Source organism: Pacificoceanicola algae (assembly GCF_049341065.1).
Taxonomy (GTDB): domain Bacteria; phylum Pseudomonadota; class Alphaproteobacteria; order Rhodobacterales; family Rhodobacteraceae; genus Pacificoceanicola.
On the sequence record NZ_JBMPIX010000020.1, the window covers coordinates 70945 to 84168 of the forward strand.

The following is a 13224-nucleotide window of genomic DNA, read 5'->3' on the forward strand; positions in this document are numbered from 1 at the left end:
ATGCTGTTTGACGCCCTCACCCTGCAACTGGGCTACAACGCGGCACTGGTGGCGCTGGGATCAACGGCGCTTGGCCTTGCTGCAGGGGTCGTAGGGGCATTTCTCTATTTTCGCAAACGGTCGCTGGTGTCCGACGCGGTCAGCCATGCAACCCTGCCGGGCCTCGCCATCGCCTTTCTGGTGATGGTCAGTTTCGGCGGCGAGGGGCGCGCGCTTGTCGGCCTGATGGCAGGATCCGCGGCGTCCGCCTGGCTGGGCCTGCTGATGGTAGGCTGGCTGACACGCCACACACGGCTGCGCGAAGATGCGGCCATCGGGGCTGTGCTGTCGGTCTTTTTCGGCTTTGGCATCGTGCTTTTGACGGTGATCCAGACCATGCAGGCGGGGCGACAGGCCGGACTCGACAGCTTTCTTCTGGGCTCGACGGCGGGGATGTTGCGCAGCGACGCCTTGCTGATCGCAGCCGGAGGCACGCTGGTCCTGCTGGCGATCTGGGCGCTGCGCCGCCCGCTTCTGATCACCGCCTTTGACGAAGGTTTTGCCCGTGTGCAGGGGATCAACACGCACCGGCTGGACCTTGCGCTGATGACGCTGGTTCTGGCCGTCACCGTGGTGGGGCTGAAGATCGTCGGGCTTATCCTGATCGTCGCCCTGTTGATCATCCCGGCCGCCGCCGCGCGGTTCTGGTCTGACAATGCGGCCCGCGTGGTTCTGCTCTCGGGTCTGTTCGGAGGCGTCTCGGGCCATGCCGGTGCCGCTGTCTCAGCCACCGCGCCCGACCTTCCGACAGGGCCGATTATCGTTCTTGTCGCAGCGGCGCTTTTTGCAATTTCGATGTTCTTTGCCCCCTCGCGCGGTGTGATTGCCGGAGCCTTGCGTCAGCGCCGCCTGCGACGGCAGCCCCAGAGGGTGGCTTGATGGGCTACGAATTTGTCGCCCTCTCGCTGCCGCCGATGGTGATCGGGACGCTGGCGGCCATGGCCTGCGCCCTGCCGGGCAACTTCCTGCTGCTTCGACGCCAAGCGCTGATTGGCGACGCCATCAGCCACGTTGTCCTGCCCGGCATCGTGGTCGCCTTTTTGATCACCGGCACCGTGACCACCGCACCGATGATGCTTGGCGCCGCAGGGGCAGCTATGCTCTCGGTTCTGCTGATCGAAGCGATTCGTCGTTTTGGCAGGGTCGAACCCGGGGCGGCGATGGGCGTGGTCTTTACCGCGATGTTTGCAGGCGGCGTGCTGCTGCTTGAACAGTCCGACACCTCATCTGTCCATCTGGATGTCGAGCACGCCCTTTACGGCAATCTCGAAAGCCTGATCTGGCTCGACGCGCTGGGGTGGGAATCCCTTGCCGATCCCACCGCCCTCGCCCTGCTGCCGCCTGAACTGCTCCGCATGGCCGTGACCTTTGCCGGTTTGGCCCTTGCCACAGCGGTGTTCTGGCGCCCGATGAAGCTTTCGACCTTTGACGAAAGCTTTGCCCGATCGCTCGGCCTGCCCACCACAGCCATCGGACTTGGTATTGTCGCCATGGCCGCGCTTGCCGCCGTCGCCGCCTTTGATGCGGTCGGTTCGATCATCGTGATCGCCATGTTCATTTGTCCGCCCGCCACCGCGCGGCTGATGACCAACCGGCTGGAGCATCAGATCCTCTGGTCGCTTGGGTTTGCAGCGCTTTCGGCGGTTCTGGGATATGTGATCGCGGGCTACGGCCCGCTTTGGATCGGGGCCGCGGCCTCGGTCTCGGCAGCGGGTATGATCGCCACCATCTCGGGCCTGTTTCTGGGTATCGCCGCCCTGATCGCGCCGCACAGACGCGCCTGAAATATCCTTTTCGCTTTGATGCAATGTCGCGCCGCGGACCAAGGACGCATCCCGCCTGTCGTGAAAACAAGAGACTCCAAAAGAACAAAATAAGAACATATACTGCGGTCATGTTCGCCGAGCTCTGCATCACCTCCAACTTCACCTTCCTCACCGGGGCCTCCCACCCCGAGGAGTATATGGAGCGTGCCGCCCTTCTGGGGCTCAGCGCCATCGCCATTGCGGATGTCAATTCGGTGGCCGGGATCGTGCGCGCCCATAGCCAAGCCAAAGAGATCAGGCACCAGATCGCCGAGCGCTGCAAGGCCGAGGCCCGCGATGGCCCAATCGGCCCGCCCGCGCCCGCGCATCTGCCCAAACCGCCCTCGGTGCATATCCACAATGTCCCTCGCCTGATCCCCGCCGCGCGTCTTTGCCTGTCCGAAGGGATCGAGGTCACCGCGCTTGCCGCCACCCGCACCGGATGGGCCACTCTGTGCCGCCTGATTTCCAAGGGGCGCCTGCGGGCCCAAAAAGGTCATTGCGATCTCAGCCTTGGTGATCTGCCCCCTGACATGTCAGGACTGCGGCTGATCCTTCACCCGCCGAAACAGGCACCAACGTCGACAGGCGGCGCGGGCGGATGGCTGACACAGGCGCAGCAGGTGTCGCGCCGCTTTGCCGGGCAAATCCACCTCGCCCTTGCGCCGCAATACGACGGTCAGGACGCCCCGCGCTTTGACGCGCTGGCCGCGCTGGCCGAAACCCTGAACATCCCGACCGTGGCCAGCGCCGCCCCACGCATGCATCACGGGCGCCGCCGCCGCCTAGCCGATGTGCTGACCGCAATTCGCACCGGCCAGCGCGTCGGCGATCTGGGCCGCGCCGCGCTGGCCAATGGCGAACAGCGCCTGCGCTCCGAGGCTGACATGCGCCGCCTTCTGGGTCCGCACGCAGGCGCCATTGCCCGCGCGGCTGATCTGGCCGAAACCTGCCAGTTCGATCTGGCCGAGTTGCGTTACGAATACCCCTCAGAGATCGCCCATGGCGAAACCGCCAGCCAGCGCCTTGCCCGCCTCGCCCATGAGGGGCTGCAGTGGCGCTACCCCCAAGGCGCCCCGGACAAGGTGCGCGCCATGCTGCAGCATGAACTGACGCTGATCAGCAAACTCAAATACGAACCCTACTTCCTGACCGTCCGCGACATCGTCGCCTTTGCCCGCTCGCGCGATATCCTGTGTCAGGGGCGGGGCAGCGCCGCCAATTCGGTGGTCTGCTATGCCCTTGGCGTGACCTCGGTCAGCCCGGAAATCGGCACTATGGTGTTTGAGCGCTTTGTGTCCGAGGCGCGGGACGAACCGCCAGATATCGACGTCGATTTCGAACACGAACGCCGCGAAGAGGTGATCCAGCACATCTATGAACGCTATGGCCGCCACCGGGCGGGCCTTTGCGCCACCGTCATCCACTATCGCGGCAAACGCGCCATCCGCGAGGTTGGTCGCGCCATGGGCCTGTCTCAGGACACCATCGGCGCGCTGTCGTCGCAACTGTGGGGGTTTTTCTCGACCAAGGGGCTCGAGGCCCAGCGCATGCGTGAAATCGGCCTTGATCCCGAGGATTTGCAACTGCGCCTGACGATGGAGCTGATCTACGAGATCATCGGCTTCCCCCGCCACCTGTCGCAACACGTTGGCGGTTTCATCATCACTGAAGGGCGGCTGGATGAACTTGTCCCCGTCGAGAACGCCAGCATGGCCGAGCGAACGGTCATTTGCTGGGACAAGGATGACATCGACGCGCTGGGGATTCTCAAGGTCGACGTGCTCAGCCTTGGCATGCTCACTTGTATCCGCAAGGCCTTTGACCTGATGACCCGGCACCACGGGACCAAATACAGTCTCGCCACCCTGCCGCCCGAGGATTCGCGCGTCTACGACATGCTCTGCAAAGCCGACAGCGTCGGGGTGTTTCAGGTGGAAAGCCGCGCGCAGATGAACTTTCTGCCCCGTATGAAACCGCGCAGTTTCTACGATCTGGTGATCGAGGTCGCCATCATCCGCCCCGGCCCGATCCAGGGCGACATGGTGCACCCCTATATCCGCCGCCGCAACGGCGAGGAAAAGGTACATTTCCCCTCGGACGCGCTGGGCGCCGTGCTGGGCAAAACCCTTGGCGTGCCGCTGTTTCAGGAACAGGCCATGCAGATCGCCATCATCGGTGCGGGCTTTTCCCCGAACGAGGCGGACCGCCTGCGCCGCTCGCTTGCGACCTTCAAGAAACACGGCAATGTCTCGGAATTCCGGGGGCGGTTCCTCAAGGGGATGGCCCGCAACGGCTATGACGCCGACTTTGCCGAGCGTTGCTTTTCCCAGATCGAGGGCTTTGGATCCTATGGTTTCCCCGAGAGTCACGCCGCCAGCTTTGCGCTGTTGGTCTATGCCTCGGCCTGGATCAAATACCACCATCCGGGGATCTTCGCTTGCGCCCTTCTAAACGCCCAGCCCATGGGCTTTTATGCGCCCGCACAGATCGTTCGCGATGCACGCGAACATGGGGTTACCGTGCGGCCCGTCTGTATCAACACCAGCTTCTGGGACAACCGGATGGAGCCGGACGACGATGGCCGCCTTGCCCTGCGGCTGGGCTTTCGCCAGATCAAAGGGCTAAGCGAGGAGGACGCGGGCTGGATCACCGCGGCGCGCGGAAACGGCTACCAATCCGTCCGGGATGTCTGGCGGCGTGCAGGGCTCAGCCCGAAACTGCTCACCCGTCTGGCAGAAGCCGATGCCTTCGCCGCCCTCGGCCTGAACCGCCGCGATGCCCTGTGGGAGGCCAAGGCCCTGACCAATGGCCCGGAACTGCCACTTTTCGCCTTGGACATGGACGGCGAAGCCATTGCCGAACCCGCAGCCAACCTGCCCCTGATGACGCGCGGCGAAGAGGTGGTCGAAGACTACGTCGCCCTGCGCCTGACCCTGCGCGAACACCCTGTGGCCCTGCTGCGCGCCATTTTGACGCCCGACCCTGTTGTACGGCCCGGCAAGGGGGCGCTGCCCCCGCCCCGCGCAAGCGCGTGACTCCCCCGGGGTATTTTTGACAAGATGAAACGCAAAGCTTTGACCAAGGACAAAACCATGATCGCCATCATCTTCGAAGTCATCCCGGCCGAAGGCCGAAAAAACGCCTACCTGGATATCGCGACGCAGATGCGCCCCTTGGTCGAAGAGGTCGAGGGCTTCCTGTCCGTCGAACGCTTCCAAAGTCTGACCAACCCCGAGAAACTGCTTTCCATCAGCTTTTTCGAAGACGAAGCGGCTGTGGATCGTTGGCGGAAACTGGCGAAACACCGCAACGCCCAGTCCAAAGGGCGCGCCGGGCTGTTCTCGGACTATCGCTTGAAGGTCTGCCATGTCCTGCGCGATTACGGCCTGACCGACCGCGATCAGGCACCCGACGACAGCCGCATGGAGCATGGTTAAAGCGCCCAAGTTCTTAAAGGGCTCAATCCATCATAGGCGCCAAACGAAACGGGATGGTAAGGCCGTCGCCTCACCATCCCGCTGAATAAAAGCGCCCGGAAGGGCACAATTGGATCAGGCTGACCTCAGATGCCAACCTTGATGATCGCCTCGGCCAGAATCGGCACCGTGGTCTTGTTCAGACCGGCGATGTTCAGCCGCGAATCGCCGACCATGTAGATGCCATGCTCGGCCCGCAGTTTTTCCACCATCTCCGGCGAGGTGCCGAGCCTCGAAAACATGCCCCGGTGCTGCGCGATAAAGCCAAAGCGGTCAGACCCCGACAGGCGCTGCAGTTCAGACGCCAGCTGCTCGCGCAGACCCAGCATCGACAGGCGCACCTCTTCGAGTTCGGCCGCCCAATCGGCGCGCAGGGCCGGATCGTTCAGAACCATGGTCACAAGCCTCGCTCCGTGATCCGGCGGGAAGGAATAGTTCTGACGGTTAAGGTAGTTCAGCGTACCTTGGTTCAGCTTTTGATTGCCTGCGTCATTCGACACGGCCATCAGCAAGCCTGTTCTCTCGCGGTAGATGCCGAAGTTTTTGGAGCAAGAGGCCGCGATCAGGCATTCCGGCACCGACGACGCGATCAGGCGCACGGCCTGTGCGTCCTCGTCCAACCCGTCCCCAAAGCCTTGATAGGCGATGTCGACCATCGGGGTTGCGCCCTTTTTCAGCAGCAAGGCCACCAGTTCTTTCCACTGGGCCATATTCAGATTGGCGCCCGTCGGGTTGTGACAGCAGCCGTGGACCAACACCACATCCCCCGCCTTGACCTGATCAAGGTCAGCCATCATGCCATCGAAATCCACGCCGCGCGTTTCATTATCGAAATAGCGGTACATCACCGTTTCGATCTGCATGTGCTTGAGGATCGACAAGTGGTTGGGCCAAGTCGGATCGGACACGAACACACGGGCCTTCGGGTTTGCCATCTTGATCATGTCAAAGGCCTGACGCACCGCGCCCGTCCCGCCCGGCGTCGCAGCCGCAGCCACGTTGGCGCGCGGCACCGCATCGCCCAGAACAAGGTTGATCATGGCATCGCCGTAAGCCGGATCACCCGCAAGACCGGTATAGGCCTTGGTGGTCTCGGCTTGCCAAAGTTGCTGCTCTGCCGCCTTGATCGCCCGCATGATCGGGGTATTACCAGTGGCATCCTTGTAGACGCCGACGCCAAGGTCGATCTTGTCTTCGCGCGGGTCTTCGCGAAAGGCCTGCATCAGCATCAGGATCTTGTCTGCGGGTTGTTCCTTGAGGGTCTCGAACATCGGTCAGTCCTCTGTGGTGGCGACGGGCAGGGTGGGGAACTGCCCCCACTCACTCCAGCTTCCGTCATAAAGGGAATGGTCGCTCTTGCCGAGGCGTTCCAGGGCAAGGCTGAGGATCGCGGCTGTGACGCCAGATCCGCATGTGGTGATGGCCGGCTTGGACAGGTCCACACCAGCCGCTTCGAACACGGCGCGCAGCGCATCCGGCGCTTTCATCGTGCCGTCTTCGGTCATCAGGCTGTCATAGGGCACGTTCTTGGAGCCGGGAATGTGACCGGACCGCAGCCCTTCGCGTGGTTCGGGCGCTTCGCCGCGGAAGCGAGCCGCAGAGCGCGCGTCGATGATTTCGGTATCCCGCAGCTTGGAGGCGGCGGAAACCTGCGTCACGTCTTTGACCAGATGCGCCTGCCGTTGCACCGTCATGTGGCGGTCGCGGACCATCGGCGGCAGATCTTCGATCTCGCGGCCTTCGGCCTGCCACTTGGGCAGCCCACCGTCCAGCACGGCGACATCATCCTTGCCCATCAGCTTGAAAGTCCACCAGACGCGCGCGGCAGAGAACATGCCCATGCCGTCATAGACAACCACCTGATGGCCATCACCGACGCCCATCGCACGCATCCGCGACATGAATTTTTCGATCGTCGGCGCCATATGCGGCAGCTCGGACCGGGCATCCGAGATTTCGTCGATGTCGAAAAACCGGGCGCCGGGAATATGCGCTTGTTCATATTCCGCTTTTGGGTCCCGCTCCATGGCGGGCAGGTACCAACTGGCATCAAGGATGCGCAGATCGGGATCTTTGAGATGACGCGCCAGCCATTCGGTCGAGACCAGCGTCTTGGGATCATCCATGGCCATGGGCTTACTCCCGGGAGCGTTGAAAAGACATACCGTCCTTAGTCCCGGTGGCGCGTACTGGCAAGGGTGCGACCCCGTTTCCGATCTTTGCGCCCTTCGGTTTTTGCTTATTTGCCCATCACGTTGCGGATAGCGCCCACAATGGCCAGAACCACGCCGCCACCGATGCCGCCACCGGCAACCTGACCGATGATTGCACCCAGATCCAGGCCTCAGGCCTTACCAGCTGCGCCCGCCAAATCAGGTACCCCCAACATGCCCAGCAAGGTGCCGCCCAATCCACCGCCGACGATACCGGCCAGCGAATTGATCAGAGTGCCTTGGTTGATGTTTTGAGCAAACCGCCCGCTGCATTGCCGCCGATCGCGCCGGACACCAGAGCAATTATCAATTCCATTCGGGATCTCCCTCCTTTTGGGCCGCAAATCGGCCGAACAGAGGGGTAGCAAAGCGCGGTGCTCGCAGGCGGCAGGAAACTCTGACCAGTTCTCCCCGTATATCAGCCCTGCTTGAGCAGACGCTGTTTCTGGCGGCCCCAATCACGCTTGGCCTCGGTCTCGCGCTTGTCGTGGTTCTTCTTGCCCTTGGCGATGCCCAGTTTGATCTTCACGATGCCCTTGTGGTTGAAGTACAGCACCAGCGGCACAAGGGTCATACCTTTGCGCTGGGTTTCATTCCACATCCGTGACAGTTCGCGTTTGTTGGCCAGAAGTTTGCGGCGGCGGCGCTCTTCGTGTTTGAACATCGCGCGGTCGTAGGGCGCGATGTACGAGTTCACCAACCACAGCTCACCATCTTCGACGGCCGCATAGCTTTCCGCGATGTTCGACGGGTTCTCGCGCAGACTTTTGACCTCGGACCCGGTGAGAATGATCCCACACTCGATATCGTCCTCGATGGCATAGTCAAAGCGCGCGCGCCGATTCTCGGCGATCACCTTGTAGTTCGGGTCAGCTTTTGCGGGTTTCTTGGCCATTAAGGTCAGATAGTCACTCTGCCCGCCACTGTCCATATGCGGACCAGCCAAAGCGCGGCGGCGCGACGCGTGAAAAGGGCCCCCGCGGGGGCCCTTTTCGGTGTCACTGCTCAGTCAGGTTCCGGCCTACCAGCCGGGTCGGTGCACGCACTTACCAGCGACGTGCGATCTGATAGCCATTGCGCTTGAGGCAGCGCAGTGCATAGCCGGTGCGCATACCGCGGTTTCCGCGCCAGTTGATTTCGCAGCGTTGCGGCAAATGGCGCAGCGCAACATTGTTCCGGCGCAGGCAGTGACGCGGCAGCACGAAACGCGTGTGGCGCTTTTGGATCTTGCGAACACAGCTGCCCGGCAGGACCTTATTGAAGCGGTGGCCTTGCCACTTGCCACCTTTCCACTTGCCGCCCTGGTGGCCATAGCGGCGGTCGTCGTACCGATCGCCCGGACCGTGGACCTGCACGATGGCGCCATTGTCGGAAAGCTCGTTGATCAGTTGGCCTGCAATATAAAGCGTGGCAACCCCAGCGACGATCTTGGCGATTTCGTCGTCATTCCCTGCACGGGCGGGTGCGGCCGAAAAAGCGGCGATGGTGGCGGCAATGGTCAGAACACCGGTAATGAATTTGGCAGACATGGGGTTTCTCCTTGAAAAGGGTTTGGGTCGGCGGCGCCCCGAACAGGCGTCCATGCATCCACCTTGCGAGAGTTCCGGAAAATCAGGCAATAACCGCGCGGGGATATCGAATAACACCCCACCAAAGGCCCATCGTTATTGAATTTCCGGCAGCCAGAGCGCAGTCTGCACATTATGAAAAACACACTCGCCCCCCTCCTGATCGCCCTTGTGACACTTGGTCTGCCAGCCGCCGCGCAGGCCGATTGCTTTGTCGAATACAAGGCCAAGCAGGACAGCCCCCTGCGCCTGCACTATGGCATTCTCGCCATCAAAGGCAGTTGCCCCCTTGCCCCTCAGGCTGCCAGCACTGCGCAGGCGCGTCTGTCTGCCGGAGGCTGGGTCTTGCTGAATGTGCTGGGCCTTTCCGAACAATCACCCACAGCACAGATGAGGTCCAATGCCGGTGACTACTACCTCCGTTACTGATACCCGCCGGTCCGGCACCCGCATCGTGACAGCCGGGATTGCCGCGATCGTGGCGCTGCTGGTGCTTGTGGGCACGGTCCTGATGCTGACCCTGCCCGACGCCAATGCGTTCAACGCGCGGGTGGAACGGATCTTTGTCGAGAACGACAACCTGACCTCGCAAGCCGAGATCAAGCTGCTCGAAATTCTCGCCCAAAGCGGAACGACCTTTGCCGATACGCTGACCAGCTATCGCATGGTGATCTTTGTGCTTCTGCTCTTCGCCGCCGCCATGCTTGTGGCCGCGCTGGTCTTTTTGGTCATGCTGGTGGGCCTCAACCGCCGCATGGCGCAGATCGAACGCTCGGGCATCGAGGTGAACAGCCTTGTCCTGTCGCGCGAGGAAAATACGGTTTACCTCAACTCCACCGGCTTCAAACTGACCGAGGCGCTGATGGAAACCCTCGCCGTTCTGGCCGAGGCCCGCATGGACGACGACATCCTGACCGGCGCCCAGATCGAGGCCGTGATTTCAGGTAAATCCGAGTCTGATTGCGATGAAAGCGCCGGGGCCATGCGGATCAAGCGGTTGCGCGACGGGTTGGGCAACCAGCTTGTCAGCGCCTTGCTGGTCAAGAATGTGGCGCGGCGCGGCTATGTTCTGTCGATCGACAAATCGGTGATTGAGGTGGCGTAAGGCGTTTATTCTACCGCCCCTGTCGGGTGCCCATCGCGCAGCCATCCATCCGCCCAGCGCAGCCCCTCCAACCCGGTAAAACGGGCCATGCGCATCAACTCGGCCTCAAGCCGGGCCTGACGCCCACCACCCCAGCGCACCCCGCGCTCGGGCCAGAGCGCGGCAATGTCCAGAACGCCGTCGCCGCGATGCGCCGTCATGTCGATTCGCCCAACCAGACGATCCCCTTCCAGCAAGGGAAAGACGTAATAGCCGTAGACCCGCTTGGGCGCCGGTACGAATATCTCGATCCGATAGTGAAAGCCAAACAGCCGCTCTGCCCGCTGGCGATCACGCAGCGCCGGATCAAAGGGCGACAGCACCCGCAACCGCCCCGTTGGCTCGGGCGCGGCGAGCGCCGCGTCACGCACACCGGGAAAGGCCAGACATTTGCGCCAGGTTCCGTCGATGCAGCCAACCTCAATGGGCTCGATCTCACCGCGTTTCAAGGCGTCTTCGGCCCATGTCCTCACCTCTGCCGGACGCAGGGTTTGCCAATAGTTGGCGATCTCTCCCGGCGTGGCAAAGCCCAAGCGGGTCAGCGCCATCCGGCACAGCCAATCGGTTGTCTCGGCCTCGGGCGGTTGTGCGGCCAAAGCCGCCTCGGGAATCACCCGTTCAGTGAGATCATAAATCTTACGAAACCCCTCGCGGCGGGTGACGGCCAAGGCGCCGGAGCGCCAGAGGTATTCCAACGCCGTTTTGGACGGGTGCCAGTCCCACCAACCACCCGAACTGCGCTTTTCATCCGCCCCAACATCCGAGGATCCGCATGGGCCGTTCGCGCGGATATGGCCCAGCACGTCGTCGGCCTTTTCGGCAAAGCCATTTCGGCGCCACTTTTCCCAGCGCGCCTGCAAGTGTTGCTTGTCGCGGGCAAAGCGCAACTGCCAATGCGGGAAGAACTCGGTCGGGATGACCGAGGCATCATGCGTCCAATGTTCAAAAAGCGCCCGGTCACGCTCCAGCAAAGGTGCCAGATGCGCAGGCCGGTACGAGGCGCGCCGCGCGAACAGGATCATGTGGTGGGCGCGTTCAACCGTGCGCACGCTGTCGACCTGAACAAAGCCGATGCGTTGGATCAGATCCAGAAGTTCCGCCCCTTTCGAAGGCCCGACCGGCGCCTCGGACAGGGCGTGTTTGTCTAGGAACAGCCTCCGGGCAAGGGCGTTCTCCAGCCGCACCTCAACGCCGTTTCAGCGTATTGCCATAGGTGAGCGTGGGGGTCAGCTCGGTCACCTTTTCAACTGCCGGTTCGCCACCTGCGACGCGGGCTGCGATGATCTGCGCCGCCTTGGTGCCAATCTCGGTTCGACAGGCGTCCATGGTCGCCAATTGGCGCGGCAGGCCTTGAAGCAGCTCAACCCCGTTGAATCCGGCAAGACCAACCTGCCCCGGAATATCAATGCCTTGATCCAGCAGTTCCAACAAACCGCCAGCAGCGATCATGTCGTTTGAATAGTACAGAAAATCCAATTCAGGATCGCGCTCCAGCATGGCGCGCGTCATTTCGCGCCCCTTGGCCAGCGCCGAGCCGCCCGAATAAAACTCCTGATCGGCAATTTCGACGCCTTCCTTGGCCAGCGCTTCGGTAAAGCCCTCGAAACGCTTTCGTGCGCGGTGATCCAGCGGCATCTTGGTGCCCATAAAGCCGATGCGCTGATAGCCCTGCTTGAGGATCGCCTTGGCCATCTCGCGGCCCGCGCGGCGGTGGCTGATCCCCACAGCACTGTCGATCGGTGTGCCGTCGGTGTCCATGATCTCGACCACCGGAATGCCGCTGGCCTTCAGCATCGCCTTGGAGGCCTCGCTGTGTTCGAGCCCCGCGATGATCACCCCCGAGGGGCGCCATGACAGCATTTCATACAGAACCCGCTCTTCCTTTTCCGGCAGGTAGTCGGTGACGCCCACAACCGGCTGTAAATCGGTCTCTTCCAGAACGGCAGAGATGCCTGACATGACCTCGGGGAACACCATGTTGCGCAGGCTCGGGATGATCACCGCCACAAGGTTCACCCGCTGGCTGGCCAGCGCCCCGGCGATCTTGTTCGGCACATAGCCCAGCGCCTTCGCCGCCTCGAGCACTTTTTCCCGCGTGGCCTGGCTGACATCTCCCCGGTTTCGCAACACACGGCTTACAGTCATTTCCGAAACGCCAGAGGCCTCAGAGACATCACGAAGGGTCAGCGGGCGGGTATCATCGTTGGACAAGGGCGAAGTTCCTTTTTGAGTTGCTGCAATCGTTACCGCAATCCCGGCTGGGTTCAAGACAGGTTGCGGGATGACAAGCTTCACGCAGGACGTTATGAGCAGGTTTAGTGGTCCCGTGGCTCAACTGGATAGAGCAGCCCCCTTCCAACGAGGAAGTCAATGCGAAATCCGGCCTTGATTTATTGGGGGCCCGCCGACTACGAGTGTACTCGAACCGTTCATGCGAACAGCCTTGACCGGCCCTGTGGCTCAACTGGATAGAGCAGTCCCCTCCTAAGGGACAGGTTGCAGGTTCGAATCCTGCCAGGGTCGCCAAAAACACCTGAAAAATATGGCTTATTTTCAGCCTGTTGTGCAGAGCCGTGTAGAAACGCCCGTTTCAATATCTGCCGAATTCCCCGAAAACGACCGAAATCTCGTACAAAACCTGTACAAAATTCGCACGTTTGTGCGCATTTCGAGGGTCAATCATGAGCCTTCATAGCTTTGATCCCGAAATCGCCGGACGTGTCGGTCTGAATGCAGCGGTGATTTTCCAGAACATCACCTTCTGGATCGAGAAGAACCAAGCCAATCGCCGTAACCTTCGAGACGGGCGGTATTGGACCTACAATTCGATCTCGGCCTTTGGTGAGTTGTTCCCCTATCTGAGCGAAAAGCAGATCCGAACAGCGCTCGAAAAGCTGGTTAGGGTCAGGATGCATTGATTTCTGTGGCGCCGCGTGATTCACGCTTCCAAAACTGGAGCGGTGACATGAGCGATCT

Annotated in this window: 12 protein-coding genes, 1 tRNA gene and 1 pseudogene; 8 read left to right on the forward strand and 6 right to left on the reverse strand. The window is 61.7% G+C overall.

The features are described from left to right. The 4 genes and pseudogenes from ACOYQJ_RS20755 to ACOYQJ_RS20770 form a co-directional block, all read left to right on the forward strand. Positions 1-900: pseudogene (locus ACOYQJ_RS20755) on the forward strand (metal ABC transporter permease); the annotation flags it as partial. Between the two features lie 17 nt (positions 901-917). Further along, complete coding sequence (locus ACOYQJ_RS20760) at positions 918-1823, forward strand: metal ABC transporter permease (protein WP_422907917.1); 906 nt, start codon at positions 918-920, stop codon at positions 1821-1823. Positions 1824-1933: 110 nt separating this feature from the next. Next, entirely contained in the window at positions 1934-4882 is a 2949-nt protein-coding gene (locus tag ACOYQJ_RS20765; RefSeq protein ID WP_422907918.1) for an error-prone DNA polymerase, read from the forward strand. Between the two features lie 57 nt (positions 4883-4939). Continuing rightward, positions 4940-5284 (forward strand): antibiotic biosynthesis monooxygenase family protein, encoded by a 345-nt coding sequence (locus ACOYQJ_RS20770; protein ID WP_422907919.1) that lies wholly within the window; start codon positions 4940-4942, stop codon positions 5282-5284. Positions 5285-5409: 125 nt separating this feature from the next. On the opposite strand, the gene ACOYQJ_RS20775 is transcribed toward ACOYQJ_RS20770, so the two are convergent. The 4 genes from ACOYQJ_RS20775 to ACOYQJ_RS20790 form a co-directional block, all read right to left on the reverse strand. Further along, entirely contained in the window at positions 5410-6594 is a 1185-nt protein-coding gene (locus ACOYQJ_RS20775) for an amino acid aminotransferase (protein WP_422907920.1), read from the reverse strand. Between the two features lie 3 nt (positions 6595-6597). Further along, complete coding sequence (gene sseA, locus ACOYQJ_RS20780) at positions 6598-7449, reverse strand: 3-mercaptopyruvate sulfurtransferase (RefSeq protein WP_422907931.1); 852 nt, start codon at positions 7447-7449, stop codon at positions 6598-6600. Positions 7450-7954: 505 nt separating this feature from the next. Next, on the reverse strand, positions 7955-8431 hold the full coding sequence (gene smpB / locus ACOYQJ_RS20785) for an SsrA-binding protein SmpB (RefSeq protein ID WP_422907921.1): 477 nt from the start codon (positions 8429-8431) through the stop codon (positions 7955-7957). Positions 8432-8582: 151 nt separating this feature from the next. After that, complete coding sequence (locus ACOYQJ_RS20790; protein WP_422907922.1) at positions 8583-9065, reverse strand: hypothetical protein; 483 nt, start codon at positions 9063-9065, stop codon at positions 8583-8585. 174 nt (positions 9066-9239) lie between these two features. Here ACOYQJ_RS20790 and ACOYQJ_RS20795 point away from each other — a divergent pair, with 174 nt between their 5' ends. Both ACOYQJ_RS20795 and ACOYQJ_RS20800 read left to right on the forward strand, forming a co-directional pair. Beyond that, positions 9240-9533, forward strand: coding sequence for a hypothetical protein (locus ACOYQJ_RS20795; protein ID WP_422907923.1), 294 nt, complete (start codon positions 9240-9242; stop codon positions 9531-9533). After that, positions 9505-10209, forward strand: coding sequence for a winged helix-turn-helix domain-containing protein (locus ACOYQJ_RS20800; protein ID WP_422907924.1), 705 nt, complete (start codon positions 9505-9507; stop codon positions 10207-10209). The genes ACOYQJ_RS20795 and ACOYQJ_RS20800 overlap by 29 nt, the downstream gene beginning before the upstream one ends. 5 nt (positions 10210-10214) lie before the next feature. Here the strand turns inward: ACOYQJ_RS20800 and ACOYQJ_RS20805 are convergent, their stop codons facing one another. Then, positions 10215-11432 carry a winged helix-turn-helix domain-containing protein gene (locus tag ACOYQJ_RS20805; protein WP_422907925.1) on the reverse strand — a complete coding sequence of 406 codons (1218 nt, stop codon included), beginning with the start codon at positions 11430-11432 and terminating at the stop codon, positions 10215-10217. A 1-nt stretch (position 11433) separates the two neighbouring features. After that, entirely contained in the window at positions 11434-12459 is a 1026-nt protein-coding gene (locus tag ACOYQJ_RS20810) for a LacI family DNA-binding transcriptional regulator (RefSeq protein ID WP_422907926.1), read from the reverse strand. A gap of 238 nt (positions 12460-12697) precedes the next feature. Between ACOYQJ_RS20810 and ACOYQJ_RS20815 the strand changes: the two genes are divergently transcribed. Continuing rightward, positions 12698-12774, forward strand: a tRNA-Arg gene (locus ACOYQJ_RS20815). Between the two features lie 155 nt (positions 12775-12929). Beyond that, positions 12930-13166, forward strand: a complete 237-nt coding sequence (locus ACOYQJ_RS20820) for a hypothetical protein (RefSeq protein ID WP_422907927.1) — start codon at positions 12930-12932, stop codon at positions 13164-13166. The last annotated feature ends 58 nt before the right edge of the window (positions 13167-13224 follow it).

Coding starts and splice junctions, on each gene's coding strand:
- ACOYQJ_RS20760 (WP_422907917.1), top strand. CDS start 918: ATGGGCTACGAATTTGTCGCCCTCTCGCTGCCGCCGATGGTGATCGGG.
- ACOYQJ_RS20765 (WP_422907918.1), top strand. CDS start 1,934: ATGTTCGCCGAGCTCTGCATCACCTCCAACTTCACCTTCCTCACCGGG.
- ACOYQJ_RS20770 (WP_422907919.1), top strand. CDS start 4,940: ATGATCGCCATCATCTTCGAAGTCATCCCGGCCGAAGGCCGAAAAAAC.
- ACOYQJ_RS20775 (WP_422907920.1), bottom strand. CDS start 6,594: ATGTTCGAGACCCTCAAGGAACAACCCGCAGACAAGATCCTGATGCTG.
- sseA (WP_422907931.1), bottom strand. CDS start 7,449: ATGGATGATCCCAAGACGCTGGTCTCGACCGAATGGCTGGCGCGTCAT.
- smpB (WP_422907921.1), bottom strand. CDS start 8,431: ATGGCCAAGAAACCCGCAAAAGCTGACCCGAACTACAAGGTGATCGCC.
- ACOYQJ_RS20790 (WP_422907922.1), bottom strand. CDS start 9,065: ATGTCTGCCAAATTCATTACCGGTGTTCTGACCATTGCCGCCACCATC.
- ACOYQJ_RS20795 (WP_422907923.1), top strand. CDS start 9,240: ATGAAAAACACACTCGCCCCCCTCCTGATCGCCCTTGTGACACTTGGT.
- ACOYQJ_RS20800 (WP_422907924.1), top strand. CDS start 9,505: ATGCCGGTGACTACTACCTCCGTTACTGATACCCGCCGGTCCGGCACC.
- ACOYQJ_RS20820 (WP_422907927.1), top strand. CDS start 12,930: ATGAGCCTTCATAGCTTTGATCCCGAAATCGCCGGACGTGTCGGTCTG.